This is a genomic window from Streptomyces griseorubiginosus (assembly GCF_036345115.1).
GTDB lineage: Bacteria > Actinomycetota > Actinomycetes > Streptomycetales > Streptomycetaceae > Streptomyces > Streptomyces griseorubiginosus_C.
Window position 1 is genome coordinate 5,627,051 of record NZ_CP107766.1, and the last position, 26,977, is coordinate 5,654,027.

The window sequence follows — 26,977 nt, forward strand, 5'->3', positions numbered from 1 at the left end:
CTTTCGGGGTCGATGGGGGTCTGGGGGCGCAGCCCTCAGGGGGCGGGGTCGAAGGGGCAGCGCCCCTGGAGGACGGGACGGGTAGGGGCGGCGGGGGCGAAACACCGCGAGGCCCGCCCCCACACCGGCCCTGTGGACAACCGCCCGTGCGGAAACCCGGCGTTGTCCACAGCCCCCGCACCGCTCGCCGCAGCGTCGTACGCTGGAGACCCCCCGGCCGGTCACCGCGTCGGGCCCTTCGCGTTGCCCACCCCCAGCCAAGCCCCCAGCCCCCCTCGGACGAAAGCCGCCCCGAATGAGCCTGCACGGTCTGCTCGACGCCGTCGTCAAGGACCCCGCCCTCGCGGAAGCGATCGCCGCCGCCCAGGACAGCAACCGCATGCACGTCGACCTGGTCGGCCCTCCGGCGGCCCGCCCCTTCGCGGTGGCGGCCCTCGCCCGCGAGGCAGGCCGCCCGGTGCTCGCGGTGACGGCGACGGGCCGCGAGGCGGAGGACCTGGCCGCGGCACTGCGCTCCCTGCTCCCGCCCGAGGGGATCGTGGAGTACCCGTCCTGGGAGACCCTGCCCCACGAGCGGCTCAGCCCCCGCAGCGACACCGTCGGCCGCCGCCTGGCCGTCCTGCGGCGCCTGGCCCACCCCCGCCCCGACGACCCCGAGACCGGCCCGGTCTCCGTGGTCGTCGCGCCCGTACGTTCCGTGCTCCAGCCGCAGGTCAAGGGCCTCGGCGACCTGGAGCCGGTCGCGCTGCGCACCGGCCAGACCGCCGACCTGAACACCGTCGTGGAGGCCCTCGCCGCGGCCGCCTACGCGCGCGTGGAGCTCGTCGAGAAGCGCGGCGAGTTCGCCGTCCGCGGCGGCATCCTCGACGTCTTCCCGCCCACCGAGGAACACCCCCTGCGCGTCGAGTTCTGGGGCGACGACGTCGAGGAGATCCGCTACTTCAAGGTCGCCGACCAGCGCTCCCTGGAAGTCGCCGAGCACGGCCTGTGGGCCCCGCCCTGCCGCGAACTCCTGCTCACCGACGACGTACGGTCACGCGCGCGTGCCCTCGCCGAGCAGCACCCCGAGCTGGGCGAGCTGCTGGGCAGGATCGCCGAGGGGATCGCGGTCGAGGGCATGGAGTCCCTGGCTCCGGTCCTCGTCGACGACATGGAGCTCCTGATCGACGTCCTGCCCAAGGGCGCCATGGCAGTCGTATGCGATCCGGAGCGGGTACGCACGCGTGCCTCCGACCTCGTGGCGACCTCGCAGGAGTTCCTCCAGGCGTCCTGGGCGGCCACCGCGGGCGGCGGCGAGGCGCCCATCGACGTCGGCGCGGCCTCCCTGTGGTCCATCGCCGACGTCCGGGACCGCGCGCGCGAGCTGGACATGATGTGGTGGTCGGTGTCGCCGTTCGCCGCGGATCTGGAGCTGGAGGCGGACACCCTCAAGCTGGGCATGCACGCCCCCGAGACCTACCGCGGGGACACCGCCAAGGCGCTCGCCGACACCAAGGGCTGGCTCGCCGACGGCTGGCGCGCGGTCTTCGTGACCGAGGCCCACGGCCCCGCGGCCCGTACCGTCGAGGTGCTGGGCGGCGAGGGCATCGCGGCCCGTCTCGACGCGGAGCTCGCGTCCCTCAGCCCGTCCGTCGTGCACGTGGCGTGCGGCTCGATCGAGTACGGCTTCGTGGACCCTGCCCTGAAGCTCGCCGTGCTCACCGAGACCGATCTGACCGGCCAGAAGGCGGCCGGCAAGGACGGCGCCCGGATGCCCGCCCGGCGCCGCAAGACGATCGACCCGCTCACCCTGGAGGCGGGCGACTACATCGTCCACGAGCAGCACGGCGTCGGCCGCTACATCGAGATGGTCCAACGGACCGTGCAGGGCGCCACGCGCGAGTACCTCGTCGTCGAGTACGCCCCCGCCAAGCGCGGCCAGCCCGGCGACCGGCTCTACATCCCCACCGACCAGCTGGAGCAGATCACCAAGTACGTCGGCGGCGAGGCGCCCACCCTGCACCGGCTCGGCGGCGCCGACTGGACCAAGACCAAGGCGCGCGCGAAGAAGGCCGTCAAGGAGATCGCCGCCGACCTCATCAAGCTGTACAGCGCGCGGATGGCAGCCCCCGGGCACACCTTCGGCCCGGACACCCCGTGGCAGCGCGAGCTGGAGGACGCCTTCCCGTACGCGGAGACGCCCGACCAGCTCACCACCATCGCCGAGGTCAAGGAGGACATGGAGAAGTCGGTCCCCATGGACCGCCTGATCTGCGGCGACGTCGGCTACGGCAAGACGGAGATCGCGGTGCGGGCCGCCTTCAAGGCCGTACAGGACGGCAAGCAGGTGGCCGTCCTCGTCCCGACGACCCTGCTGGTGCAGCAGCACTTCGGGACGTTCAGCGAGCGCTACTCCCAGTTCCCGGTGGTCGTGAAGGCGCTGAGCCGCTTCCAGACCGACACCGAGGCGAAGGCCGTCCTGGAGGGGCTTCGCGAGGGCTCGGTGGACGTCGTCATCGGCACCCACCGGCTGTTCTCCTCGGAGACCAAGTTCAAGGACCTCGGCCTGGTCATCGTCGACGAGGAGCAGCGCTTCGGCGTCGAGCACAAGGAGCAGCTGAAGAAGCTCCGCGCCAATGTCGACGTGCTGACCATGTCCGCGACGCCGATTCCCAGAACCCTGGAGATGGCGGTCACTGGCATCCGCGAGATGTCGACGATCACGACGCCCCCGGAGGAGCGCCACCCGGTGCTCACCTTCGTCGGGCCGTACGAGGAGCGGCAGATCGGGGCGGCCATCCGCCGTGAACTGCTGCGCGAGGGCCAGGTCTTCTACATCCACAACCGGGTCGAGTCCATCGACCGGGCGGCTTCGCGGCTGCGCGAGATCGTCCCCGAGGCGCGGATCGCGACCGCGCACGGCCAGATGTCGGAGCAGGCCCTGGAGCAGGTCGTCGTCGACTTCTGGGAGAAGAAGTTCGACGTGCTGGTGTCGACCACGATCGTCGAGTCCGGCATCGACATCTCCAACGCGAACACGCTCATCGTCGAGCGCGGCGACAACTTCGGCCTCTCCCAGCTGCACCAGCTGCGCGGCCGGGTGGGCCGTGGCCGCGAGCGCGGCTACGCCTACTTCCTGTACCCGCCGGAGAAGCCGCTGACCGAGACCGCGCACGAGCGGCTCGCGACCATCGCCCAGCACACCGAGATGGGCGCGGGCATGTACGTCGCCATGAAGGACCTGGAGATCCGCGGCGCCGGAAACCTCCTCGGCGGCGAGCAGTCCGGGCACATCGCGGGCGTCGGCTTCGACCTGTACGTCCGCATGGTCGGCGAGGCCGTGGCGGACTACCGGGCCTCGCTGGAGGGCGGGGTCGAGGAGGAGCCGCCGCTGGAGGTCAAGATCGAGCTCCCGGTCGACGCGCACGTTCCGCACGACTACGCGCCGGGCGAGCGACTGCGTCTTCAGGCCTACCGCGCGATCGCCTCGGTGAACACCGAGGAGGACATCAAGGCCGTACGCGAGGAACTCGTCGACCGCTACGGCAAGTTGCCCGAGCCGGTGGAGAACCTGCTGCTCGTGGCGGGTCTGCGGATGCTGGCACGCGCGTGTGGCGTCGGTGAGATCGTCCTTCAGGGCACCAACATCCGTTTCGCGCCGGTCGAGTTGCGCGAGTCGCAGGAACTGCGCCTCAAGCGGCTGTACCCGGGCACCGTCATCAAGCCGGCCGTGCACCAGGTGCTGGTGCCGCGCCCGAAGACGGCGAAGGTGGGCGGCAAGCCGCTGGTCGGACGCGAACTGCTGGGCTGGGTGGGGGAGTTCCTGACGTCGATCCTGGGGTCGTAAGCGCGGGCGCTGTTGCCGGCCGGGCCTGGGACCTGCTGGTGAGCGCGGGCGCTGTTGCGGGCCGGGCCTGCGACCTGCCGGTGAGCGCGGCGCCGGCGCCCGCCGGCCTGGGACCTGACGCTCGGGCCGGCCGTGGGGTCAGGGCGTGCGGAAGAGTGTGGTCGCCAGGGTGCGGAACACCTCCTCCGGGTCCCTGTCGCCGACCGGCCCGTCCAGGTTGTGGCTGAGCAGCAGCGTCGCGAAACCGTGGGCGAGGGACCAGGCGGCGACTCCCGCGAGCCGGCTGTCGATGCCGAAGTCCTCGGCGCGGACGCTGGAGACCGAGGTGCGCAGGGCGTCGGTGGCCAGGGCACGGGCCGTGGTGAGTTCGAGGTCGTCGGCGCGCAGGAGTTCGGGCGCGAACATGACCTGGAAGTGGGCCGGGTGCTCGCGGGCGAAGCGGACGTAGCGCACGCCCGCGTCCTTGAGGTCCGCGGCTTCCTTGAGGCCCGCCGCCAGCAGCCCGAAGCCCTCGGCGGCGATCGCGGTCAGGAGCCCGGTGCGGTCCTTGAAGTGGTGGGCCGGGGCCGCGTGCGAGACGCCGGCGCGGCGGGCGAGGTCGCGCAGGCTCAGCCCGGCGGGTCCGTCGGCGGCGAGGACGTCGAGCGCCGCGGTGAGGATCGCGTGCCGGAGGTCGCCGTGGTGGTAGGGGCGATTCGGCTTCTTGGATTCCGCTGGTGCCATGGTCAGCAGCCTACGCGCAATCTTGGCATTGACAAGTTCGGGTGGATGAGTCAATCTAGTCAGTGTCAAGTTGTGGGCTCGCTTCGAGGGCTCCGGTGGCGACGGGGAGGTTTGTCATGTCGAAGGGCGACGGCAGGACCGAGGCGGAGGGCCCCGCTGGAGCGGCTCAGGCGGCCTGCGGGGCGGTGGAGCCGGGTCAGGTGCGCCGGCTCTGGCACCTGCTGGAGCCCCTGCACGCGGTGGTCTACTACGCGCCCGAGGTCTTCGAGGAGGCCGCGGCGCTCGGTTACGACACGAAGGAGCGCTGGCCGAGCTACTTCCCCCTGCGTGCCGCGCCGTTGGGGCCGGTGGGCGCCGGGCAGGTGGCCTCCGCCTTCTACAGCTTCAGCCCGCGCATGGTCGCCGAGCACATGGACTCCGCCTGGGCGGTCGCCGACCCCGCCGCGGTGTCGGCGGCGAGGATGCGGGGGATCGACCGGGCCTACCGTGCCCTGTTCGGTGACCGCGTAGGCGGCCCCGAGCTGGCAGCGGCCGCCGAACTCGCCCGGCGCGCCGCCGAGTCGGTGGACACCGCGTGCCGCCCGCTCGCCGCGGCCAACGCCGGGCTGGAGTGGCCCGAGGCTCCTCACCTCCAGCTGTGGCAGGCGGCCACGATCCTGCGCGAGCACCGCGGCGACGGCCACATAGCGGCCCTGCTCGTGGCGGGCCTCGACCCGGTCGAGTCGCTCGTCTCCTTCGCCGCGATCGGCGCCGCGTCCGTCGAGCGCTTCGAGAGCCGGGGGTGGAGCGCCGAGGAATGGCGGTCCGCGCGGGAGCGTCTGACGGCCCGTGGCCTGGTCGACGAGCACGGCGAGGCCACGGACGCCGGCCGCGACCTCCGGCACCACGTGGAACACCTGACCGACCAACTGGCTGCCGCGCCCTGGCAGTTGCTCGGCGCGGCGGACACCGAACGGCTCGCGGACCTGCTCGGTGACTTCTGGGTCGCGGTGCTGTCGTCCGGGCTGCTCCCGTCGGAGACGACGCTGGGCATAGGCAGGGTCTGACCGTGATAGGCAGGGCGGATGTTCGGACGACTTCCTCTTGAGGAACAACTGGACGCCTTCCGCGCCGCCCTCGGGCGCAACGAGATCCTGACCGAGGTGATGGCGAGGGCGGCGGGGCTTGACCTGCCGGGCTGGTACGTGACGGCGGGCTGCCTCTTCCAGACCGTGTGGAACGTGGTCACCGACAGGCCCCCGACCCAGGGCATCAAGGACTACGACGTCTTCTACTTCGACGACACCGATCTCTCCTGGGAGGCCGAGGACGCCGTGATCAAGGCGGGGCGGGAGGTGTTCGAGGGCCTGCCGGCCGAGGTCGAGATCCGCAACGAGGCCCGGGTGCACCTCTGGTACGAGCGGAAGTTCGGGGTGCCCTGCCCGCCCTACGACTCCACCGAGTCCGCCATCGACCGCTTCGCCGCGACGACCTGCTGTCTGGGCGTGCGACTGGAGCCCGGCGGTCAGTGGCGCATCTACGCCCCGCACGGGCTGTCGGACGTGTTCAACCTCGTGCTCCGCCCCAACCCGGTCCTCGCTCCGAGAGAGGTCTACGAGGCCAAGGCCGCCCGCTGGAGGGAGGAGTGGCCGCAGCTGAGGGTGCTGCCGTGGCCGAGCTGACCGGCCGACCTGACCGGCCGACCTGACCAGCCGAGCTGACCGGCCGAGCTGGCCGGTCGACCTGCCCGGGCTTGATCCGTCCAGGGCGCCGAAGCCGCCCGCGGGAGACGGGCTCCGCGGACGGCATCCAGGTTTACGGCTGTTCGCGCTTTCGGCCGTTCCGGCCTACGGCTGGTCCGGCCTGTCGCGGTCCATGCCGAGCGACCCCTCGATCTTCTGCTGTGCGTCGTCGACCTGGCTCTCGTACTTGTTGCCGGTCCGGTCGTTGACCTTCCGTTCCGCCATGTCGGACATGCCCTTGGCCTTGTCCTGCGCTTGGCGGTTGCTCTTGAACCTGTCGAAGATGCCCATCCAGAGCTCCTTCCGGAGGTGACTCAGACATGACGATACGGCCGTTATGTCCGTGATGCCCACTCGAAGGGCGTACGGTCCGGACCTCCTGAATGCCGCGGTGCGCCCGCTCGCTACGGTGTGCGCGACGACGTACCAGGGAAAGCGCACCCTGCGGGGGCGGACCGGGTTTGCAAGGGGAGGGGCGCACGTGATGCGTCTGAGGGGCGGGGCCGCGGCCGCCGTCGTGCTGGTGTTCGCCGTGGCCGGGTGCAAGGCGGAGACGACCACGGGGTCCGGAGGACCGGAGGAGACCGGGGGCTCGGGCGCGGCCCTCACCGCCGCCGAGTCGCTCACCGTCAAGGGCCGTGCGCCCAAGACGGGTTACGACCGTGACAGGTTCGGCACCGCGTGGGCCGACACGGACTCGAACGACTGCGACACCCGCGACGACATACTCAAGCGCGACCTGGAGGACGTGAAGTTCACCGGCGGGGACTGCAAGGTCTCCTACGGCGTGCTGGAGTCGGACCCGTACTCCGGCAAGGAGGTGACCTACCGGCGGGGCCGCAGCCAGGTCGACATCGATCATGTGGTCGCGCTCTCCGACGCCTGGCAGAAGGGCGCCAAGTACTGGGACGCCGGCAAGCGCATAGCTCTGGCCAACGACCCGCTCAACCTCCTCGCCGTCGACGCGAGCACCAACCGTTCCAAGGGGGACGGCGACACGGCGACCTGGCTGCCGCCCAACAAGGGGTACCGGTGCACGTATGTGGCCGCCCAGGTCGCGGTGAAGAAGAAGTACCAGCTGTGGGTCACGGCCGCCGAGAAGTCCGCGATGGAGAAGGTCCTCTCGGGCTGCCCCGGCCAGAAGCTGCCGACCGGCGGCAACCCGACCGAGGCACCGCCGAGGTTCCACGCGGACTGACGGGCCGTCGCGGTCGGGAAAACACGCTTTCCGGTGCGAGGGGCCGCGGCCTACGGTGATCGCATGGAGCTGAAGGTGTCGAGTCTTGCCGAGCGTCCCGAGATGCGGGAGCGCGTCCTCGGCATGGCCAACAGCTGGCCGGAGTTCGTGACCCAGGATCCCGTGGGCAACGCCCACTACGGGCGGATCTCCGACGAACTCCCCGAGTACGTGCTGTTCGCCGAGGACGAGCGGGGTGAGGTCGTCGCGCACGCCCACAGCGTGCCCTTCGCCCTGCACACCGAGGAACGCGGTGAACTGCCCGCCCGGGGCTGGGACGAGACGCTGGTGTGGGCGTTCGGAGACCTGCGCCGGGGCGTGCGGCCCGACACGGTCAGCGCCATCTCGGTCGTCGTCGATCCGCGTGCCCAGGGCCGGGGCCTGTCCGCCCGGATGCTCTCGGCGATGCGTGACAACGCCCGCGCGCACGGCTTCAGCGAGGTCGTCGCCCCGGTCCGGCCCAGCGCCAAGCACCTGGAACCGCACACGCCCATCGAGGAGTACGCCTATCGCGTACGGCCCGACGGGCTGCCGTACGACCCCTGGCTCCGCGTCCACGCCCGGGCCGGTGCCGCCGTCCACGCGGTGGCGCCCGCCTCCATGACGGTGGCCGGCTCGCTGGAGCAGTGGCGTGGCTGGACCGGGCTGCCCTTCGACACTCCGGGCGACATAGAGGTGCCCGGGGCGCTGGTGCCGGTGCGGTGTGAGCCGGAGCGCGGGTACGCGGTGTATGTGGAGCCCAACGTGTGGATGCGGCACGCCCTTTGAGCGTGCCGCGTCCTGGTGGGGAGTCGCCGGACCGGTGCGTCCCCGCGTGATGCGTCGGGTTCCTCGGCTCAGCCGCCCAGGGCGTCGAGGTCCAGGATCTCGCCGGCGGGCTTCTGCGCCGGGACCGGCTCGTCGAAGTCGCTGAAGGTGACCGACCCCTGGTCCGCCCCGGCCGTGCTGTCGACGCGCAGCAGGTACGGCTTGCCCTCGGTGGCGACGTACAGGGTGTAGCGGTCCTTGCCGTCCTTCTCGTGCAGGACGATCGCCGGCGTCCCGTCGACGGTGGTCGTCTTTCCGCGGGTGGCGTCGGAGCCGGTGTCCTCGGCGCCCTCGAGCACCTTGGTCAGGTCGCAGAAGTCCCCGAACTCCTTGGCGTCCGCGCCCGTCGCCTTCGTCTTGGTCCACTTGCCGGCCAGCATGGCCACGGCCGCGTCGGTGTCCGACTTCGACTCGCCGTCGCTCTGCTCGCGCAGGAACGCCTCGTCGAACTTCATGTACACGAGGTCACCGGTCTTGATCAGCTCGGTCCGGCCCTTGCCGCCCATGCCGATGGTGCCGGCGCACTCGCCCTTCTTGTTCAGGGCCACGTCGAGGCTGATGGTGCCGCCGCTCTCGTCGTCGGGGATGTCGCCCTTCATCCGCAGCGAGGCGGCGCCGGTCGTGGCCTTCGTGGCCTGCTCGGCTATCTCGCCGCCGGTCAGCCCGGCGAACGGCTCCTTCTTCGCGGCCGACTTGGCGGGCGCGGCGGACGTGCTGGAGACGCCCGTGCCGCTGTCCGACGTGTCCTGGCCGGGCTGGCATCCGGTGAGTCCTGCGGTGGCCGCGGCGGCGATGCAGAGAGCGGCGAGTGCGGTACGGCGCATGGCGATTCCTTGGTGGTGATGCGGTGAAATGCAGTGAGGTGAAGTGCGGTGACGAGGTGCGGGGCGCGCGCTGTGCGGGTGGTACGCCCCGGCGGTGGGTGCGGGCCGGGCCCGACCGAAGAGGGCCGGGCGGTTCAGCCGGTCTTCTTCCAGTCCTTGCAGCCCGCCGTCTTGAAGTAGCCGTCCGAGGCGCTGATCCTGACCACGGCCGTGCCGTTGGCGTTGTCGTTCGCGAGGATCGAGTCGATGCCGTGCTCGGCGTCCTTGGTGCGCTCCCAGTAGCAGGAGTCGTCGGTGTTGCCGGTGGACTTGTAGGTGCCGGGGACGATGTCGGCGCCGACTCTGAACATGCCGCCGTCGCCGGACATCTCGCTGACGGGGGAGCCCTTGGCCTTCGCGTCGACGGCCTCCCAGTCGTTGCAGTCGCTCGACTTGAAGAGCTTGTCGCCGGCCTTGACGGTGACGTAACTCGTGCCGGTGACATTGTCGTTGGCCAGCAGCGAGTCCATCTCGCCCGAGGCGTCCTTGGCCCGCTCCCAATAGCACATGCCGTCGTCGTTGCCGGTGGTGCGATAGGTGCCGGGCTTGACGTCCGAACCGACCTGGAAGTCGCCGTCCCCCGAGAACGCGGCCTTCTTCTCGGCCTCGGCCTTGTCGCTGCCCTTGTCGCTCTTCTTGGTCCCGGCCTTGCGCTCCGCCAACGCCGAAGAGCGCTTGCCGCTGCCGCCGGAGGAGCCGTCTCCGTCGACCCCGGCGCATGCGGAGACGCCCCCGATGACGACGATCCCCACGACGGCGCTCAGCGCGACCTTGCCCTTCATGCCCATGACTGTGTCCCCCTCCGACGCGGCGACCGCCGCCCATCCGGCGGCCGCTCGTTCGCTGGGTCAATAAGACCAGAGCCTGTGAACCGAGTCAACACGGTTCACGAAAGTGGTGACGTACACGGCCGTGAAGCGGTAGATCTTGCGCACGTCGGTATGCTCGGCGTCACAGGCGGGCCGCAGGGTGGCGCGGCCGACGAGGGGAGCGGGCGGGTGCGGGACAACGCGACTGAGGTGACCGCCGCCGGAATCGCACGGCTGGCCGGGGTGGGCCGTGCGGCCGTCAGCAACTGGCGGCGCCGCCACGCCGACTTCCCGAGACCCGTCGGCGGCACCGAGACCAGCCCCTCCTTCGCCCTCGCCGAGGTCGAGTCCTGGCTGCGCAAGCAGGGGAAACTCGCCGAGGTGCCACTGCGGGAGCGTGTCTGGCAGCAGCTCTCCGGGCACCCCGAGGGGCCGGTCACCGCCCTCACCCACGCGGGCTGCGTCCTGCTGCTGATCCACGACCGGCCGCCGGTCTGGCTGGACGTGAGCGCCGGCTCCGACGAACGCCTCGCGTCGATGCTGCCGGGAGCGCTGCGGGACGTACTGACGCCGCGCTTCGGGAAGCAACCGGCGGCCGTGGACGTGTCGGGGGTCGTGGACGTCTCGGGGGCCGCGGACACCTCGGGGCCTGTGGGCGCCTCGGGGGCCGTGAACACCTCGACCGCTGTGAACACATCCGGCACCGGTCACAGAGCACCGGGCGCCGCCAGCCCCTCCGCTGTGAACACCCGACCTGCCGTGAACACCCCACCCCCCGTGCACACCGGAGCGGTACTGCGCGCCCCCACCGCCGCCGAACTCCTCCCCTCCGTCCCCCTCCTGCGCGGGGTCGCCGAGCTCGCCGCCGAGCTGGGCGCCCGTCAGACCTTCGAGTTCCTGCTGGGACGGCACCTGGACGCCAACCCGCGCCAGTACACGCTCACCCCGGCCGACCTGGCCGGTCTCATGGCCGACCTGGTGGGTCCCGTCCGCACCGTCCTCGACCCGGCCTGCGGCACCGGCGCCCTCCTGAAGGCCGCCGCCACCCGTCCCGAACAGCGGCTCTACGCCCAGGACAGCGCCCCCGAACTCGCCGCGCTCACCACGCTCCGGCTCGCGCTGCACACCTGGTCCACCGTGCGCGGCGCCACCGGTGACACCCTGCGCGCCGACGCCTATCCCCAGCTGCACGCCGACGCCGTGCTGTGCCACCCGCCGTTCAACGAGCGCAACTGGGGCCACGACGAACTCGCCTACGACCCCCGCTGGGAGTACGGCTTCCCGGCCCGCAACGAGTCCGAGCTCGCCTGGGTCCAGCACGCGCTCGCCCGCCTCAAGGACGGCGGCGCCGGCGTCCTGCTCATGCCGCCCGCCGCCGCCTCCCGCCGCTCGGGCCGCCGGATCCGCGCCGACCTGCTGCGCCGCGGTGCCCTGCGCGCCGTGATCGCCCTGCCGGTCGGGGCGGCGCCGCCGTACAACATCCCGCTGCACCTGTGGGTGCTGCGCCGCCCGGAGAAGGCGCCCGCGCAGCCGGAGGTGCTGCTCGTCGACGTGGGGCGGTACGCGGGCGAGGGACGCGGCGGGCCGGACTGGCGGGCCGTGCGCGAGGCCGTGCTCGACGCCTGGCAGGCCTTCGGCCGGGCCGGCCGGTTCGCCGAACGGCCCGGTCTGGCCCGCGCGCTGCCCGTCATCGACCTCCTCGACGACGACGTGGACCTCGCGCCCGCCCGTCATCTGCCGCCGCCCACCGCGGCCGACGGAGCCGAACAGCTCACGGCCGTGCGCGAGCGCCTGGGCGAGACCCTGCGCCTGACCGCCGACCTCACCCCGCCGCCCGCCGACAGCGCGCGCCCCGCGCGGTGGCCGCTCACCACCATCGGCGAACTCGCGCGCGGGGGCGCCCTGATGCTGCGCACGGGTGGAAGCGGCGGCCACGCGCGTGTGCCCGTCCTCACCGACCATGACGTCCTCTCCGGGGCGGCCCCCTCGGGGACGCTTCCCGAGAGCGACGAGGAGGCCGTGCTGACCGAACCCGGCGATGTCGTCGTACCGGTGCTCGGCGGGGGGTCGGTGGCGCGGGTGATCGACGAGGCGACCGGGGGCGCCGCGCTGGGGCGCAACCTCGTGCTCCTGCGCCCCGATCCCGCCGCGCTCGACCCCTGGTTCCTCGCCGGCTTCCTGCGCGGCACCGCCAACAACCGCCAGGCCAGCAGTTACGCCTCCACCGCGACCCGCCTGGACGTGCGCCGGCTCCAACTGCCCAGGCTGCCGCTCGACGAGCAACGGCGCTACGGCGAACGCTTCCGCGCGCTCGACGAGTTCGAGCGGGCCCTTCGCCACGCGGGCCGGCTCGGGGAGCAACTCGTGCGCGGGATGTACGACGGCCTCACGGACGGGACGGTCGCGCCCGGTTGACCCGACCGGTCGATCCGGCCGGCTGAGCGACCCGACTGACCGCCCCGGACTCACCGCCCGACTGATCAGGACGACAACGGTTCGGTACAACCCGTGACCTGTTGTCGGTATCGGCCTATACGCTCGAACCCCACATCGAATCCCGGTTCAGGAGCGTTCATGTACGGCCACGGCGCGGCGCCGCCCGCTCGCGACTCGGGCACGGTCATCACCCTGCGCGTGGTGCTCGCCGCCGTCGGTTTCCTCTCGTGCGGCCTGCTCGCCTGCGCACCCCTGTTCCGGATCGCGTTCCTGCGCGGCCGGGTGGTCGACTGGGTGCTGGCCTGGGCGAGCCTGCCGCTGTCCATCGCGTGCTTCGCGGTGGTCGGCTCGCTCCCGGAGAGCGACCGCAGGACCGACGTGGCGATGTCCCTGGTCCTGCTGCTCGGCCTCTTCAGCAGCGTGTACTTCCTGGTGATGGACATCAGGGTGCACCAGCAGAGGCGGTTCACCGGCTACCTGCCGCCCCAGGGCCCGACCGTCCACACCGGCTACGGCTACCCGCACCCGCAGCCGCACCCGGCGCCGACACCGCCGTACACCTCGACCGTCCTGCCCCCGCCGCAGCCCCGCCCCCAGCCGCCCGTGCCTCCGGTCCCCGGCCCGGGCCCGGGTTCCGGTGTCGTGCCGCCCCCGCCGCAGCGCCCCGCGCCCGCCCGCATCGACCAGGTGCGCGCCGAACTCGACGAGCTCAGCGACTACCTGCGCAAGCACGACGGCGGCCACGGCGACAGCAGCACCGGCGGCCACCACGACGGCGGCAGGTGACCGTGGCGACAGGGCGTGTCGTCGCAGGCCGCTATGAACTGTCCACGCTCATCGGACAGGGCGGCATGGGCCAGGTCTGGACGGCCTACGACCAGCGGCTCGACCGGCGCGTGGCGGTGAAGCTGCTGCGCCCCGACAAGGTGGCCGGGCAGGAGGCGGACGAGCTGCGCCGCCGGTTCGTGCGCGAGTGCCGGGTGACCGCGCAGGTCGACCACCCCGGGCTCGTCACCGTGCACGACGCGGGCAGCGAGGGCGAGGAGCTGTTCCTCGTCATGCAGTACGTCGACGGCGCGGACCTCTCCGACCATTTGGCCGAGCACGACCCGTACCCCTGGCAGTGGGCGGTCGCGGTCGCCGCGCAACTGTGCGCCGTACTCAGTGCCGTGCACGCCGTGCCGATCGTCCACCGCGACCTCAAGCCGCGCAATGTGATGGTGAAGCAGGACGGCACGGTCACCGTGCTCGACCTGGGCGTGGCCTCGGTCATGGACACCGACACCACCCGCCTCACGCACACCGGTTCGCCGATCGGCTCGCCCGCCTACATGGCCCCCGAGCAGGCCATGGGCGGCTCGGTCGGCCCGTACACCGACCTGTACGCGCTCGGCGTGCTGCTGCACGAACTCCTCAGCGGAGACGTCCCGTTCGCGGGTTCCACGGCCCTCGGCGTGCTGCACCGGCACCTCTACGAGCCGCCGCTGCCCGTGCGCCGCACCCGCCCCGAGGTCCCCGAGGCCCTGGAGGCGCTGGTCCTGCGGCTGCTCGCCAAGGACCCGCAGCACCGCCCGGCCTCCGCGCAGGACGTGTACGAGGACCTGGCCCTGCTGCTGCCCGCGCGCGGGATGCCCACCGGAGCGCCCCTCGACCCCACGCGCCCCTTCCTGCGGCCGCACGCCCCCTGGCCGGACCGCGCGCGCACGCCCGCGCCCCAGCCCGCCCCCGTCACGCCCGTCCCGGAGAAGGCCGAGAAACCGGACGTCGCGCGCGCGGTCGACGAGGTCAAGCGGCTCCTCGGCGAGGGGCGCATCACCCAGGCCGTCGACATCCTCGGCGCGATCCTGCCCACGGCCGCCGAACAGCACGGCGCCAACTCCCCGGTCGTCCGCACCCTGCGCAAGCAGTACGCCGCGACCCTCATGGACGACGGCCAGTACCGGCGCGCGCTGCCCGAACTGCGCCGCCTCGCCGACGAACGCGCCGCCGAGGCCGGCCACGCCGACCCGCAGTCCCTGCGCTTCCGCTACGACGCCGCCCAGTGCCTGGAACAACTCGGCGAACCGGCGGCCGCACTGGCCGAATACCGCGCTTTGCTGCCGTACTACGAGAACCAGTACGTGGCCGGCGGCCCCGAGCTCGCCCACGACGTCCGCCGCCGCATCGGCCACCTCCTGCTCGCCCTCGGCGACCGGCCGGCCGCCCACGACACCCTCGCCCGGCTGCTGCACGACGTGGAACGGCTCCAGGGACCCGGCCACCCGCTCGCCGTCGAGGTCCGCCGGACGCTCCAGTGGCTGGGCCAGGTGCGCGGCTAGCCGGGGCGCCGGTCTTTGCCGTGCCCTGAGAGAATCTTGTGGTCTCGAGGGGCTTGTGTTTCCGAAAGGCATGCCCGGCGCCGGATAGCTTTGCGCGTCGTTTCAGCCATGCAAGCCACGCACAGCACAACCAGGGGTGGGGTCGTCCATGTCGTCCATGTCGTCCAGGTCGTCAAGGTCCAGCCGGTCCGGCAAGTCAGGCCATCGGCAGTCGAAGAAGCGCAGATACGTCAGCTGGGGCATCGCCGGGGCGGTGGTGCTCGCCGGCGCGGGCCTCGCCGCGCAGACCTCGATGGCCGCCACCACCTGGCCCGCCCAGAAGACGTACACCGGACGCGCCTTCGACACCTGCGCCGCCCCCTCCCTCTCCGCGATGAAGGCATGGCACGGCGGTCTGTACGGCGCCGCAGCCGTCTACATCGGCGGCAAGAACCGCGGCTGCGCCCAGCCCAACCTCACCGCCTCCTGGGTCAAGTCGGTCAGCGCGGTCGGCTGGAAGCTCATCCCCCTCTATGTCGGCGCCCAGCCGTCCTGCCAGACGGGCTCCAGCCCGGAGAAGCTCACCGCCTCCACCGCCGCCTCTCTGGGGGCCAAGGACGGCGCCGACGCGGTCGCCAAGGCCTCCGCACTCGGCATGAAGGTCGGCAGCCCGATCTTCCTGGACATGGAGGCGTACGACATCACCAACAAGGCGTGCAACGACGCGGTGCTCACCTACGTGCGCGCGTTCGACAAGACGCTGCGCGCCAAGACGTACCGCGCGGGCTTCTACGGCTTCACCAGCTCCAGCGCCAAGGCGATCGCCAACGCGACCGACAGGACCGACCTGCCGGGCAACCTCTGGTACGCGCTGTGGGACAAGCAGAACACCACGACGACGGACTGGCCGTTCGGCAAGACCCAGTACACCGACCACAGCCGCGGTCACCAGTACCTGGTCAACAGCAAGGAGACGCGGAACGGCTACACGATCACCGTGGACCGGGACGCCTGGGACGGGCCGGTGGCGATCACCGGCTGAGGGCGGGCACGCGTGCGCGGATGAGGCGGGCCCACGCGAGCCTGGCCGAGGTCTGCCCACGCGTGCGTGACGGCCGTGGCGCGGTGCGGGCGGCGCGGCGGTGCCCGAAGTCCTGGTGAATCGTTGGTCGAATGGGTTGGCCAGAGCCGGTCACCTGCCTACCATCGATCACCGCAAGACCTTGTGCACCGTCGCACAATCTCCTCGGGAGGCTTCCTTGCACCGCCGTCGTCGCACCGCGCTAGTCCTCTCCGCCGCCCTCGCCTGCGCGGCACCCCTCCTCACCGCCTGCGGAAACGACGCGCATCCCGGCGCGGCGGCCGTCGTCGGCGGCCAGCGGATCACCGTGGCGCAGCTGGAGAACCGGGTCACCGAGGTGCGCGACGCCCAGCGGGCGGCCGTCACGGACGAGACGCAGTACGCGCAGGCCATCGCCAAGACCGGCACCCTCGCCCGCGACGTCCTGCACGGCATGGTCCTCGACCGGGTGCTGCACCGGGCCGCCGAGGACGCGCACGTGAGCGTGACCCGCAAGGAGGTCCAGCAACTGCGCGCCGGTCTGGAGGAGCAGGCCGGCGGGTCGAAGGGCCTGGAGACGGCGTGGCTCCAGCAGTACGGCATCGCGCCCGAACGCCTCGACGAGAGTCTGGGCCTCCAGCTGGAGGCCCAGAAACTCGCGGCGAAGCTCGGCACCGACACCAGCGATCCGGCCTTCTGGGGCGCCCTGACCAAGGCATCCAAGGAACTCGACGTCGACCTCAACCCGCGCTACGGCACGTGGGACGCCCAGAAGAGCGCCCGGGCGGACGCGAAGACGCCGTGGGTGCGGGAGGTCACGGGGGCGGGCAGCGAGCAGACGGCGTAGGGGAGGCAGGGCGCATCACCGCGGGGTGAAGCGCCCGGACGAAGATCATACGATCGCATCTTCACCCCCGCCCTGTGGACAACCCGATCTCCCCGTCGGCGGTGTGCGTTAGCTTCGAATCGTGAACGCAACCGGCTTCGAGCCCGCCCCCGACCAGGACGACCAGCACGACCAGGCCCTCAATACGGCGCCCGCCTCCGACACGGCGCCCGCCCCCGACACGGCCTCCGCCCCCGGCCGTATCGTCCTGCTCACCACCAGCCACCGCGTCGCCCCCGGCCTGCTCTCCTGGCCCGCCTGGCAGGCGCTGCACGCTGCCGACCGTGTTCTCTGCGCGGACGGGGCACATCCCCAGCTGCCGTATCTCCGGGAGGCGGGGATACGCGTCGACGAGGCGGCGCCGACGGCCGAGGAGCTGGTGGGCGTCTGCGCGGGCGGGAACACGGTGGTCGTCGTGGCCACCGGCGAGGGCGAGCCGGCCCTCACGGACGGCCTGGCCCGGCTCGCCGGTTCCGGACGCGTGCAGATGCCCGAGCTGGAGCTGCTCCCCGCCTCCTACGACCTGCCCGGCGCCCGGCTCCTCGACCTCGTGCAGGTCATGGACCGGATCCGCGCGGAGTGCCCGTGGTCCTCCCAGCAGACCCACAAGGGCCTGGCGAAGTACGGGATCGAGGAGGCGTACGAACTCGTCGAGGCGATCGAGGAGGGCGACCGCGACGAACTGCGCGAGGAACTCGGTGACGTCCTGCTCCAGGTGATCTTCCACTCCCGTATCGCGGAGGACGACCCGGACACCCCCTTCTCCATCGACGACGTGGCCGGCGGGATCGTCGCCAAGCTCATCCACCGCCACCCCCATGTCTTCGGCGACGAGACGGCCACCACCCCCGAGGAGGTCAAGGCGCACTGGCTGCGCACCAAGGCGATGGAGAAGCAGCGCACCTCGGTGACCGAGGGCATCCCCCTCGGCCAGCCCGGCCTGGCCCTCGCGGCGAAGCTGGCGTCACGCGTGCGGACGGCGGGACTGGAGGTCCCCCTGCCCGCGGGCGAGGGCATCGGCTACGAACTCCTCGCCCTGGCCGCCCGCGCGGAGGCCGACGGAACAGACCCGGAGGCAGCCCTGCGAGCAGCCGCCCGCGCCTACCGGGACGCGATCCGCCGGACGGAGACGGACACGAAGCCGGAGACGGAGAAGCAGACCTGAGCGACGACCCCGGGGATGCCGGGCGGGCGGTTGGTAGCGACGGCACGGTCATGGAGCTGTAGGAGAAGGAGACCGGAGCAGACCCCCTGAAAACCCGGCTACGGTCAAGGAGTGACCGACCAGCCCACCGCCACCCCCACCCCCGCTCCCACCCCTGACCTCTTCACGTGGGACTTCGCCACCGACCCCTACCCCGCCTACGCCTGGCTCCGGGAGCACGCCCCCGTGCACCGGACCCGGTTGCCCAGCGGTGTGGAGGCCTGGCTGGTCACCCGGTACGGCGACGCCAAGCAGGCGCTCGCCGATCAGCGGCTCAGCAAGAACCCGGCGCATCACGACGAGCCCGAGCACGCCAAGGGGAAGACCGGTATCCCCGGCGAGCGCAAGGCGGAGCTGATGACGCATCTGCTGAACATCGACCCGCCGGACCACACCAGGCTCCGACGGCTCGTCAGCAAGGCGTTCACGCCGAGGAGGGTCGCCGAGTTCGCGCCCCGGGTGCAGGAGTTGACGGACCGTCTCATCGACCGGTTCGCGGCGACCGGCTCCGCCGACCTCATCCACGACTTCGCCTTCCCGCTCCCCATCTACGCGATCTGCGACCTCCTCGGCGTCCCCCGCGAGGACCAGGACGACTTCCGGGACTGGGCGGGCATGATGATCCGTCACGGGGGAGGGCCGCGGGGCGGGGTGGCGCGGTCCGTGAAGAAGATGCGCGGGTATCTCGCCGAGCTCATCCACCGCAAGCGGGAAGCGCTGCCCGCCGAGCCCACCCCCGGTGAGGACCTCATCTCGGGGCTCATCCGGGCCTCCGACCACGGAGAGCACCTCACCGAGAACGAGGCCGCGGCGATGGCCTTCATCCTGCTGTTCGCCGGCTTCGAGACCACCGTCAACCTCATCGGCAACGGCACCTACGCCCTGCTCACCCACCCCGAGCAGCGCGAGCGGCTCCAGCGGTCCCTCGCCGACGGCCGACGCGACCTCCTGGAGACGGGGGTGGAGGAACTGCTGCGCTACGACGGGCCGGTCGAGCTGGCGACCTGGCGGTTCGCCACCGAGCCCCTGCGCATCGGCGGTCAGGACATCGCGGCCGGCGACCCCGTGCTCGTGGTGCTCGCCGCGGCGGACCGGGATCCGGAGCGGTTCGCCGACCCCGATGTGCTCGATCTGTCCCGCCGTGACAATCAGCACCTCGGTTACGGACACGGCATCCACTACTGCCTCGGCGCCCCGCTCGCCCGGCTGGAGGGCCAGACCGCGCTCGCCACGCTTCTGACCCGCCTCCCCGATCTGCAACTCGCGGTGGATTCAGCCGATTTGCGCTGGCGTGGCGGGCTCATCATGCGTGGACTGCGTACTTTGCCCGTGGAGTTCACACCCGTCCGGTAATCGACCGAGGGGTCCACTGAACCCCGCAGGAGAGCCGCTCAAACATGACGCGCTCTCAACTCTGTGATCTTCACGTGATCTACGCGGCATTAACTTGTGACAAGTGATCGAACCCCTATACGTTCACGGACCAGCGCGGTGGCCTGAACCACTTGCCGCGCGGGCTCTGCTGTCTCGGGAAAGGTCCCTCCATGCTCTCCGGGAACGGTCGTCACCGTCGCCCCCGTCAGGCTCCGGCCCTGCTCGTGGCGGCCGGCGTGACAGGATCCGCCATCGCGATCCCCCTGCTCGCGGCGAGCGGTGCGAGTGCCGCGACCGGCACCACCTGGGACCGGGTGGCGGAGTGCGAGAGCGGTGGCTCCTGGAGCGCCAACGACGGCAACGGCTACTACGGCGGCCTCCAGATGTCCCAGGAGAACTGGGAGAAGTACGGCGGTCTCGAGTACGCCAAGACCGCGGACCTGGCGAGTCGCAACCAGCAGATAGCCGTGGCCGAGAAGCTCCTCGCGGACCAGGGCATCGCGGCCTGGCCGACCTGCGGTCTGCTCTCCGGGCTCAGCAAGGACTCGAGCTCGGCCGGTGTCGACACCGGTGTGGGGAGCGGGACGCCCTCGCCGTCGGAGTCCGGATCGTCGGAATCGTCCGGCTCGTCCAACTCGTCCGGTTCCGCCGACTCGTCGGAGACCGAGGACTCTCCCGGCCTGCTCGACTCGCTGGACGGTTCGGCCGCGACGCCCTCGCCGTCGGCCACTCCGTCCAACGGTGACGAAAGCGCATCCAAGTCGGGCAAATCCGCCCCCAAGGGGCCAGAAGCCTCGGCCAAGGAGAGCGCGCAGCCTTCCGACGGCTCACCCGTGGTGAGCGCAGAAGAGGACGAAGCGGACAAGTCGTGGCAGGAGGGCGGTTCTTCGGCCCTCGTCGACGTCGGTGCCCTCGGCTCCGGCAAGCACCGCGGCGACAGTGCCGAGGAGGTCACGACGAAGAGCGCGACGCCCTCCGCGGCTCCCTCCGGTGGCCGGCATGCCGCTCGCACCTACACCGTCCAGGAAGGCGACTCCCTCGCCTCCATCGCCGACTCCCTTGGCCTCGACGGCGGATGGCGCGCCCTCTACGCCGAGAACAAGGACCGCATCGGCGCCGATCCGAGCAACATCTCCGCCGGTCAGACGCTCGACACAGGGGCGGAATAGGGCCGAAAAGGCCTGAAAAATAGCGGGAGTTCACGTCACACTTCGCACCGAATGTCCACTTTGGTGAAAGTGTGGGATGAGTCTCAGAAGCCCTGATCGTCTTTGAAATTCCGCCGAGCGCGTGTCTACGGTCGTGACCGCTCGGCAACCCGAGCCCCGTCTGTCGCAACGCCGAATCCTGCCAGCGGCCGTACGGGAACAGTCGTCGCGTCAAGCGCCGTAGGCAGGAGCGGGGGACCCAAGGTAAGTGCCGGGCCCAGCAGTTCACGCTGGACCGGCTTGGGGTGAAGCCGCGCACCGCAGGGTGCGCGACCGGGCAACTCAACCGGCCCGAACCCGACAGCTCACCTCGCAGGCGTCGGTGAGGGGATCCACCATGCTGTTTTCCGGCAAGGGCAAGCACCGTCGTCCGTCCAAGGCCACCCGCGCCGCCGCGCTCGCCGGCGTCACCGGTGTCGCCATCGCCGCCCCGCTGATGGCGGCCGGCAACGCCTCCGCCGCCACCGCCTCCGAGTGGGACGCCGTCGCCCAGTGCGAGTCCGGCGGCAACTGGTCCATCAACACCGGCAACGGCTACTACGGCGGTCTCCAGTTCTCCGCCTCCACCTGGGCCGCGTACGGCGGCACGCAGTACGCCGCGCAGGCCAACCAGGCCAGCAAGGCGCAGCAGATAGCCGTCGCCGAGAAGGTCCTCGCCTCCCAGGGCAAGGGTGCCTGGCCGGTCTGCGGCACGGGCCTGTCCAGCGCCGCGTACAACGGCGGCACCAGCTCGTCCTCCGGCTCCTCGAACTCGGGCTCCAGCAGCCGTTCCACCGACGAGCAGAGCGCCTCCCGCTCCACCGACCGCCCGGCGGCCAAGAAGACCGTCACCACCCCGACCGGCAAGAAGGTCAAGAAGGGCGACGGCGAGTACAAGGTCGTCAAGGGTGACACCCTCAGCTCGATCGCCGAGAAGCACAAGGTCAAGGGCGGCTGGCAGAAGCTGTTCAAGCTGAACAAGGACATCATCACCGATGCCGACTTCATCTACCCCGGCCAGCAGCTGCACCTGAAGTAAGGACCCAGCTGAACCACAGTGCCCTCACAGCCGTGGTCCTCATACTGAAGGCCTCGTGAGGGCCACCCCCCGTCCCCACGGGCTCCCCGCTCCGGTGCGTGTTCCCCCGTACGCACCGGGGCGGGGTTTTTTGCGCGCGCTTGCACGGCGGTCTTTGTTCAGTTCAGAAACAATTTACTCTCGGTTTCGTCCACAGGTCGGTCCACACAGTGGCCGATACCCCGGAGCCGGTTAGGCTCTAGGCGCAAGGCCCACGCGGCCCCGCACAACCAGCGTCAGATCCAAGAAGGAGATGCTCGTGCCGTCCATCGACGTCGTCGTAGCCAGGGAAATCCTCGACTCGCGAGGCAACCCCACCGTCGAGGTCGAGGTCGGCCTCGACGACGGCAGCACCGGTCGTGCCGCCGTCCCCTCCGGCGCCTCCACCGGTGCCTTCGAGGCCATCGAGCTCCGCGACGGTGACCCGAACCGCTACCAGGGCAAGGGTGTCGAGAAGGCCGTCCTCGCCGTCATCGAGCAGATCGGCCCGGAGCTCGTCGGCTACGACGCCACCGAGCAGCGCCTGATCGACCAGGCCATGTTCGACCTGGACGCCACCGACAACAAGGGCTCCCTCGGCGCCAACGCCATCCTCGGCGTCTCCCTCGCCGTCGCCCACGCCGCCTCCGAGGCCAGCGACCTGCCGCTCTTCCGCTACCTGGGCGGCCCGAACGCGCACCTGCTGCCCGTTCCGATGATGAACATCCTGAACGGCGGCTCGCACGCCGACTCCAACGTGGACATCCAGGAGTTCATGATCGCCCCGATCGGCGCGGAGTCCTTCTCCGAGGCGCTGCGCTGGGGCACCGAGGTCTACCACACCCTCAAGAAGGTCCTGAAGAGCAAGGGCCTGTCCACCGGCCTCGGCGACGAGGGCGGCTTCGCCCCGAACCTCGAGTCCAACCGCGCCGCCCTCGACCTCATCCTCGAGGCGATCAAGGAAGCCGGTTACATCCCCGGCGAGCAGGTCGCCCTCGCGCTCGACGTCGCCGCCTCCGAGTTCTACAAGGACGGCAAGTACCAGTTCGAGGGCAAGGAGCGCTCCGCCGCCGAGATGACGGAGTACTACGAGGAGCTCGTGGCGGCCTACCCGCTCGTCTCCATCGAGGACCCGCTGTTCGAGGACGACTGGGCCGGCTGGAAGGTCATCACCGACAAGCTCGGCGACAAGGTCCAGCTCGTCGGCGACGACCTGTTCGTCACCAACCCCGAGCGCCTGGCCCGCGGCATCGAGGAGGGCACCGCCAACGCCCTCCTGGTCAAGGTGAACCAGATCGGTTCGCTCACCGAGACCCTGGACGCCGTCGAGCTCGCCCAGCGCAGCGGCTTCAAGTGCATGATGTCCCACCGCTCCGGCGAGACCGAGGACGTCACCATCGCCGACCTGGCCGTCGCCACCAACTGCGGCCAGATCAAGACCGGCGCCCCGGCCCGCTCCGAGCGCGTCGCCAAGTACAACCAGCTGCTGCGCATCGAGGAGATCCTCGACGACGCCGCGGTCTACGCCGGCCGCAGCGCGTTCCCGCGCTTCAAGGGCTGACCCTTAAGGGGCTAAGCCTTAGCCAGTCGTACGTACGTCCCCGTACCGGTCCCGTACCGTGTGCGGGGACGTACGCACGTAGAAGGGGAGGCGGAGAGCCGATGGCCGTGAAGGACCGGGACCGTTTCTCCACCGCGACCAGGATCAAGCTGCTCGGCGAGCAGACCGCGGCCCGGGTCTACCGCTCCCAGACCAAACGCCAGGCCCGCCGCTCCCGGCTCACCGGCCGGGCCGCGCTGCTCGCCCTCGTGGTGTGCACCCTGGTGGTGGCGCTGGCGTACCCGATAAGGCAGTACGTCTCCCAGCGCGCCGAGATCTCCGATCTCCAGCGGGAGAAGGCACAGGCCGCCGAGCGGGTCGAGAAGCTGCGCGACCTCAAGGCGCGCTGGCAGGACGACGCGTACGCGGAGCAGCAGATCCGGCAGCGGCTGCACTACGTGCTGCCGGGGGAGACGGGCTTCATCGTCGTCGACCCGAACGCGGCCAAGCAGTCCCGCACCGATCTCGGGGCGGCCGACCGCCCCTGGTACTCCAACGTCTGGGACGGCGTCGACAAGTCCGACGCCTCCGACCGATGAGACCGTGAGACCTAGAGAAAGTCAGGCATGGAAACGCCCCCGCCGACCACCCCGCGCACCGAGCCGACCGACGCCGACGTCGAGGCCTTCAAGCAGCAGCTCGGGCGGCCGCCGCGCGGACTGCGCGCGATCGCGCACCGCTGCCCCTGCGGACAGCCGGACGTGGTGGAGACGGCCCCTCGCCTCCCCGACGGCACGCCCTTCCCGACGACGTACTACCTGACGTGTCCGCGCGCCGCCTCGGCGATCGGCACGCTGGAGGCGAACGGCGTCATGAAGGAGATGACGGAACGCCTCCGGACCGACCCGGAGCTGGCGAAGGCCTACCGTGCCGCGCACGAGGACTACCTCGCCCGCCGTGACGCCATCGAGGTGCTGGAGGGCTTCCCGAGCGCGGGCGGCATGCCGGACCGGGTGAAGTGCCTGCACGTCCTGGTCGGCCACTCGCTGGCCGCGGGCCCGGGCGTCAACCCGCTGGGCGACGAGGCGATCGCGATGCTGCCGGAGTGGTGGCGCAAGGGCGCCTGCGTGACCCTCCCCGAGCAGCAGGAGGAGACCAAGTGACCCGGGTCGCCGCCATCGACTGCGGTACGAACTCCATCCGCCTCCTCGTCGCCGACTGCGACCCGGAGACCGGTGAACTCGTCGATCTGGACCGCCGTATGACGATCGTGCGGCTGGGCCAGGGAGTCGACCGGACCGGGCGGCTAGCGCCCGAGGCGCTGGAGCGGACCTTCGCCGCGTGCCGGGAGTACGCGGCGGTCATCAAGGAGCACGGCGCCGAGCGGCTGCGGTTCGTCGCCACCTCCGCCTCCCGGGACGCGGAGAACCGGGACGACTTCGTCCGGGGCGTCCTCGACATTCTCGGTGTGGAGCCCGAGGTCATCTCCGGGGACCAGGAGGCCGAGTTCTCCTTCACCGGGGCGACCAGGGAGCTCACCGGCAGCGACCACCTGGCCAAGCCGTATCTCGTGGTCGACATCGGCGGCGGCTCGACGGAGTTCGTCGTGGGCGACGACCATGTGCGGGCCGCACGCTCCGTGGACGTGGGCTGTGTGCGGATGACCGAGCGGCACCTCGTCCAGGACGGGGCCGTCAGCGACCCGCCGACCGCCGCGCAGATCACCGCCATGCGTGCCGACATCGAGGCCGCCCTCGACCTCGCCGAGCGGACCGTGCCGCTGCGTGAGGCGCGCACCCTGGTGGGGCTCGCCGGGTCCGTCACCACCGTGTCGGCGATCGCCCAGGAGCTGCCCGAGTACGACTCCGAGGCCATCCACCACTCCCGGGTCTCCCACGACCGGGTCCGCGAGATCACCGAGTGGCTGCTGCGCTCCACCCACGCCGAACGCGCGGCCGTTCCCTCCATGCATCCGGGGCGGGTGGACGTCATCGGCGCCGGGGCCCTCGTCCTCCTCGCGATCATGGAGCGGATCGGTGCCGAGGAGGTCGTCGTCAGCGAGCACGACATCCTCGACGGCATCGCCTGGTCGGTCGCCTAGGCCGCGTCGGGCACCTCTGCTGAGCAGGTAGAACAACGGATGAGCACGTTCGAGGGGCCCTTCGGGGCCCCTCTTTGACGTGCCGCCGAGAAAGTTCGTGAAGTTCTTCACAAGGAATTGGGCCCCGTCGAGCGACGAATGTGGCCCGGTTGGCCCTTACGGGGGCCCAACACCCGTGTGAACATGTTCAAAAGGGGGAGATGCGGGCCTCGGGCGAGGGGTGCGTGAGGGGCTCGCGAAGGGGGCTCACAGGGCGGTCCGAGGTACGGAGAGGCAGCTCACGCGGCATTGACAACGGTGATCCCTATACCGTGGTTCCCGTTCTGCGCCATGACCTGGATCACGCGGGTCGCGGAGGATAGCACACCCTCTGCAAGAGCTTGTGAAGGGGCGCACGAGCGACCCCCCTGAGGCGGGTGGATACTCGATGGCATGAGCACCACGGAGCGTCCCAGGATCCTCGTAGTAGGCGGTGGGTACGTAGGCCTGTACGCAGCTCGGCGCATCCTCAAGAAGATGCGCTACGGCGAGGCGACCGTCACGGTCGTCGACCCCCGGTCGTACATGACCTACCAGCCCTTCCTCCCCGAAACCGCCGCCGGCAACATCTCCCCGCGCCACGTCGTCGTCCCGCTGCGACGCGTGCTGCCGAAGGCGGAGGTTCTCACCGGCCGGGTCACCACCATCGACCAGGACCGCAAGGTCGCCACGATCGCCCCGCTGGTGGGCGAGGCGTACGAGCTGCCTTTCGACTACCTGGTGATCGCGCTCGGCGCGGTCTCCCGCACCTTCCCGATCCCCGGCCTCGCCGAGCAGGGCATCGGCATGAAGGGCATCGAGGAGGCCATCGGCCTGCGCAACCACGTGCTTGAGCAGCTCGACAAGGCCGACTCCACGACCGACGAGGAGATCCGCCGCAAGGCGCTCACCTTCGTCTTCATCGGCGGTGGCTTCGCGGGTGCGGAGACCATCGGCGAGGTCGAGGACATGGCCCGCGACGCGGCCAAGTACTACACCAACGTCTCCCGCGAGGACATGCGGTTCATCCTCGTCGACGCCGCCGACAAGATCCTCCCCGAGGTCGGCCCCAAGCTCGGCCAGTACGGCAAGGAGCACCTGGAGAGCCGCGGTGTGGAGATCTACCTCTCCACCTCGATGGACTCCTGCGTCGACGGCCACGTGGTCCTCAAGAACGGCCTCGAGGTCGACTCCAGCACCATCGTGTGGACCGCGGGCGTCAAGCCCAACCCGGTCCTCGCCCGCTACGGCCTCCCGCTGGGCCCGCGCGGCCACGTGGACACCGCCCCGACCCTCCAGGTCCAGGGCACCGACTACATCTGGGCCGCCGGCGACAACGCCCAGGTCCCGGACCTCGTCGGCCGCAAGGCGGGCAACGAGAACGCCTGGTGCCCGCCGAACGCCCAGCACGCGCTGCGCCAGGCCAAGGTCCTGGGCGACAACGTGATCTCCGGTATGCGGGGCTTCCCGCAGAAGGACTACAGCCACGGCAACAAGGGCGCCGTCGCGGGCCTCGGCCTGCACAAGGGCGTCGCGATGATCGTCATGGGCAAGATGAAGATCAAGCTCAAGGGCCGTCTCGCCTGGTACATGCACCGCGGCTACCACGGTCTGGCCATGCCGACCTGGAACCGCAAGATCCGTGTCTTCGCCGACTGGACCCTCGGCATGTTCCTCAAGCGCGAGGTCGTCTCCCTCGGCGCCATGGAGAACCCGCGCGAGGAGTTCTACGAGGCCGCGCGTCCGGTCCCGGCCGCCGAGCCGAAGAAGACCGAGGCGAAGGCCTCCTGACCTCTCCGGTCGCCGTACGAACCGAAGGGCCCCCTGCCAT

Annotated in this window: 23 protein-coding genes and 1 riboswitch; of the genes, 19 read left to right on the forward strand and 4 right to left on the reverse strand. The window is 71.0% G+C overall.

What is annotated here, in order from left to right; translation table 11 throughout:
- The first annotated feature begins 295 nt into the window (after positions 1–295).
- Entirely contained in the window at positions 296–3,826 is a 3,531-nt protein-coding gene (gene mfd, locus OHN19_RS25530) for a transcription-repair coupling factor (protein WP_330266430.1), read from the forward strand.
- A 138-nt stretch (positions 3,827–3,964) separates the two neighbouring features.
- Here mfd and OHN19_RS25535 read toward each other — a convergent pair whose 3' ends face one another.
- A complete protein-coding gene (locus tag OHN19_RS25535; protein WP_330266431.1) occupies positions 3,965–4,549 on the reverse strand; it encodes a TetR/AcrR family transcriptional regulator in 585 nt (194 codons plus the stop codon).
- A gap of 116 nt (positions 4,550–4,665) precedes the next feature.
- Between OHN19_RS25535 and OHN19_RS25540 the strand changes: the two genes are divergently transcribed.
- The gene (locus tag OHN19_RS25540) at positions 4,666–5,595 is read left to right on the forward strand and encodes an SCO6745 family protein (protein ID WP_330266432.1); all 930 of its coding nucleotides are present in this window, start codon (positions 4,666–4,668) and stop codon (positions 5,593–5,595) included.
- Between the two features lie 18 nt (positions 5,596–5,613).
- Positions 5,614–6,210, forward strand: a complete 597-nt coding sequence (locus OHN19_RS25545) for a nucleotidyltransferase family protein (protein ID WP_330266433.1) — start codon at positions 5,614–5,616, stop codon at positions 6,208–6,210.
- Positions 6,211–6,375: 165 nt separating this feature from the next.
- On the opposite strand, the gene OHN19_RS25550 is transcribed toward OHN19_RS25545, so the two are convergent.
- Entirely contained in the window at positions 6,376–6,561 is a 186-nt protein-coding gene (locus tag OHN19_RS25550; protein ID WP_330266434.1) for an antitoxin, read from the reverse strand.
- A gap of 193 nt (positions 6,562–6,754) precedes the next feature.
- Between OHN19_RS25550 and OHN19_RS25555 the strand changes: the two genes are divergently transcribed.
- Positions 6,755–7,468 (forward strand): HNH endonuclease family protein, encoded by a 714-nt coding sequence (locus tag OHN19_RS25555; protein ID WP_330269705.1) that lies wholly within the window; start codon positions 6,755–6,757, stop codon positions 7,466–7,468.
- A 63-nt stretch (positions 7,469–7,531) separates the two neighbouring features.
- The gene (locus OHN19_RS25560; protein ID WP_330266435.1) at positions 7,532–8,275 is read left to right on the forward strand and encodes a GNAT family N-acetyltransferase; all 744 of its coding nucleotides are present in this window, start codon (positions 7,532–7,534) and stop codon (positions 8,273–8,275) included.
- A 68-nt stretch (positions 8,276–8,343) separates the two neighbouring features.
- Here the strand turns inward: OHN19_RS25560 and OHN19_RS25565 are convergent, their stop codons facing one another.
- Together OHN19_RS25565 and OHN19_RS25570 are read right to left on the reverse strand one after the other, a co-directional pair.
- Positions 8,344–9,138 (reverse strand): hypothetical protein, encoded by a 795-nt coding sequence (locus OHN19_RS25565; protein WP_330266436.1) that lies wholly within the window; start codon positions 9,136–9,138, stop codon positions 8,344–8,346.
- A 134-nt stretch (positions 9,139–9,272) separates the two neighbouring features.
- Positions 9,273–9,965: a hypothetical protein gene (locus tag OHN19_RS25570; RefSeq protein ID WP_330266437.1), complete on the reverse strand. Its 693-nt coding sequence runs from the start codon at positions 9,963–9,965 to the stop codon at positions 9,273–9,275.
- Between the two features lie 210 nt (positions 9,966–10,175).
- Here OHN19_RS25570 and OHN19_RS25575 point away from each other — a divergent pair, with 210 nt between their 5' ends.
- From OHN19_RS25575 to OHN19_RS25640, 14 genes are all read left to right on the forward strand, one after another.
- Positions 10,176–12,401, forward strand: a complete 2,226-nt coding sequence (locus OHN19_RS25575) for an N-6 DNA methylase (protein ID WP_330269706.1) — start codon at positions 10,176–10,178, stop codon at positions 12,399–12,401.
- Between the two features lie 159 nt (positions 12,402–12,560).
- Entirely contained in the window at positions 12,561–13,208 is a 648-nt protein-coding gene (locus OHN19_RS25580; protein ID WP_330266438.1) for a hypothetical protein, read from the forward strand.
- A gap of 38 nt (positions 13,209–13,246) precedes the next feature.
- Positions 13,247–14,740 (forward strand): protein kinase domain-containing protein, encoded by a 1,494-nt coding sequence (locus OHN19_RS25585; RefSeq protein WP_330269707.1) that lies wholly within the window; start codon positions 13,247–13,249, stop codon positions 14,738–14,740.
- A gap of 148 nt (positions 14,741–14,888) precedes the next feature.
- Positions 14,889–15,761, forward strand: a complete 873-nt coding sequence (locus OHN19_RS25590) for a glycoside hydrolase domain-containing protein (RefSeq protein ID WP_330266439.1) — start codon at positions 14,889–14,891, stop codon at positions 15,759–15,761.
- 217 nt (positions 15,762–15,978) lie between these two features.
- A complete protein-coding gene (locus OHN19_RS25595; RefSeq protein WP_330266440.1) occupies positions 15,979–16,626 on the forward strand; it encodes a SurA N-terminal domain-containing protein in 648 nt (215 codons plus the stop codon).
- Positions 16,627–16,747: 121 nt separating this feature from the next.
- Positions 16,748–17,830 (forward strand): nucleoside triphosphate pyrophosphohydrolase, encoded by a 1,083-nt coding sequence (locus OHN19_RS25600; RefSeq protein ID WP_330266441.1) that lies wholly within the window; start codon positions 16,748–16,750, stop codon positions 17,828–17,830.
- Between the two features lie 111 nt (positions 17,831–17,941).
- Positions 17,942–19,222, forward strand: a complete 1,281-nt coding sequence (locus OHN19_RS25605; protein ID WP_330266442.1) for a cytochrome P450 — start codon at positions 17,942–17,944, stop codon at positions 19,220–19,222.
- Positions 19,223–19,413: 191 nt separating this feature from the next.
- Positions 19,414–20,412, forward strand: coding sequence for a transglycosylase family protein (locus OHN19_RS25610; RefSeq protein WP_330266443.1), 999 nt, complete (start codon positions 19,414–19,416; stop codon positions 20,410–20,412).
- Positions 20,413–20,617: 205 nt separating this feature from the next.
- Positions 20,618–20,785, forward strand: a riboswitch (cyclic di-AMP (ydaO/yuaA leader).
- 3 nt (positions 20,786–20,788) lie between these two features.
- A complete protein-coding gene (locus OHN19_RS25615) occupies positions 20,789–21,469 on the forward strand; it encodes a transglycosylase family protein (RefSeq protein ID WP_330266444.1) in 681 nt (226 codons plus the stop codon).
- 292 nt (positions 21,470–21,761) lie between these two features.
- Positions 21,762–23,048 carry a phosphopyruvate hydratase gene (gene eno, locus OHN19_RS25620; RefSeq protein WP_062029974.1) on the forward strand — a complete coding sequence of 429 codons (1,287 nt, stop codon included), beginning with the start codon at positions 21,762–21,764 and terminating at the stop codon, positions 23,046–23,048.
- Between the two features lie 101 nt (positions 23,049–23,149).
- Positions 23,150–23,626, forward strand: a complete 477-nt coding sequence (locus OHN19_RS25625; RefSeq protein WP_330266445.1) for a septum formation initiator family protein — start codon at positions 23,150–23,152, stop codon at positions 23,624–23,626.
- A 27-nt stretch (positions 23,627–23,653) separates the two neighbouring features.
- Positions 23,654–24,190 (forward strand): DUF501 domain-containing protein, encoded by a 537-nt coding sequence (locus tag OHN19_RS25630; RefSeq protein WP_330266446.1) that lies wholly within the window; start codon positions 23,654–23,656, stop codon positions 24,188–24,190.
- A complete protein-coding gene (locus OHN19_RS25635; RefSeq protein ID WP_330266447.1) occupies positions 24,187–25,128 on the forward strand; it encodes a Ppx/GppA phosphatase family protein in 942 nt (313 codons plus the stop codon). The genes OHN19_RS25630 and OHN19_RS25635 overlap by 4 nt, the downstream gene beginning before the upstream one ends.
- Positions 25,129–25,560: 432 nt before the next feature.
- Positions 25,561–26,937, forward strand: coding sequence for an NAD(P)/FAD-dependent oxidoreductase (locus OHN19_RS25640; protein ID WP_330266448.1), 1,377 nt, complete (start codon positions 25,561–25,563; stop codon positions 26,935–26,937).
- Positions 26,938–26,977: the final 40 nt, after the last annotated feature.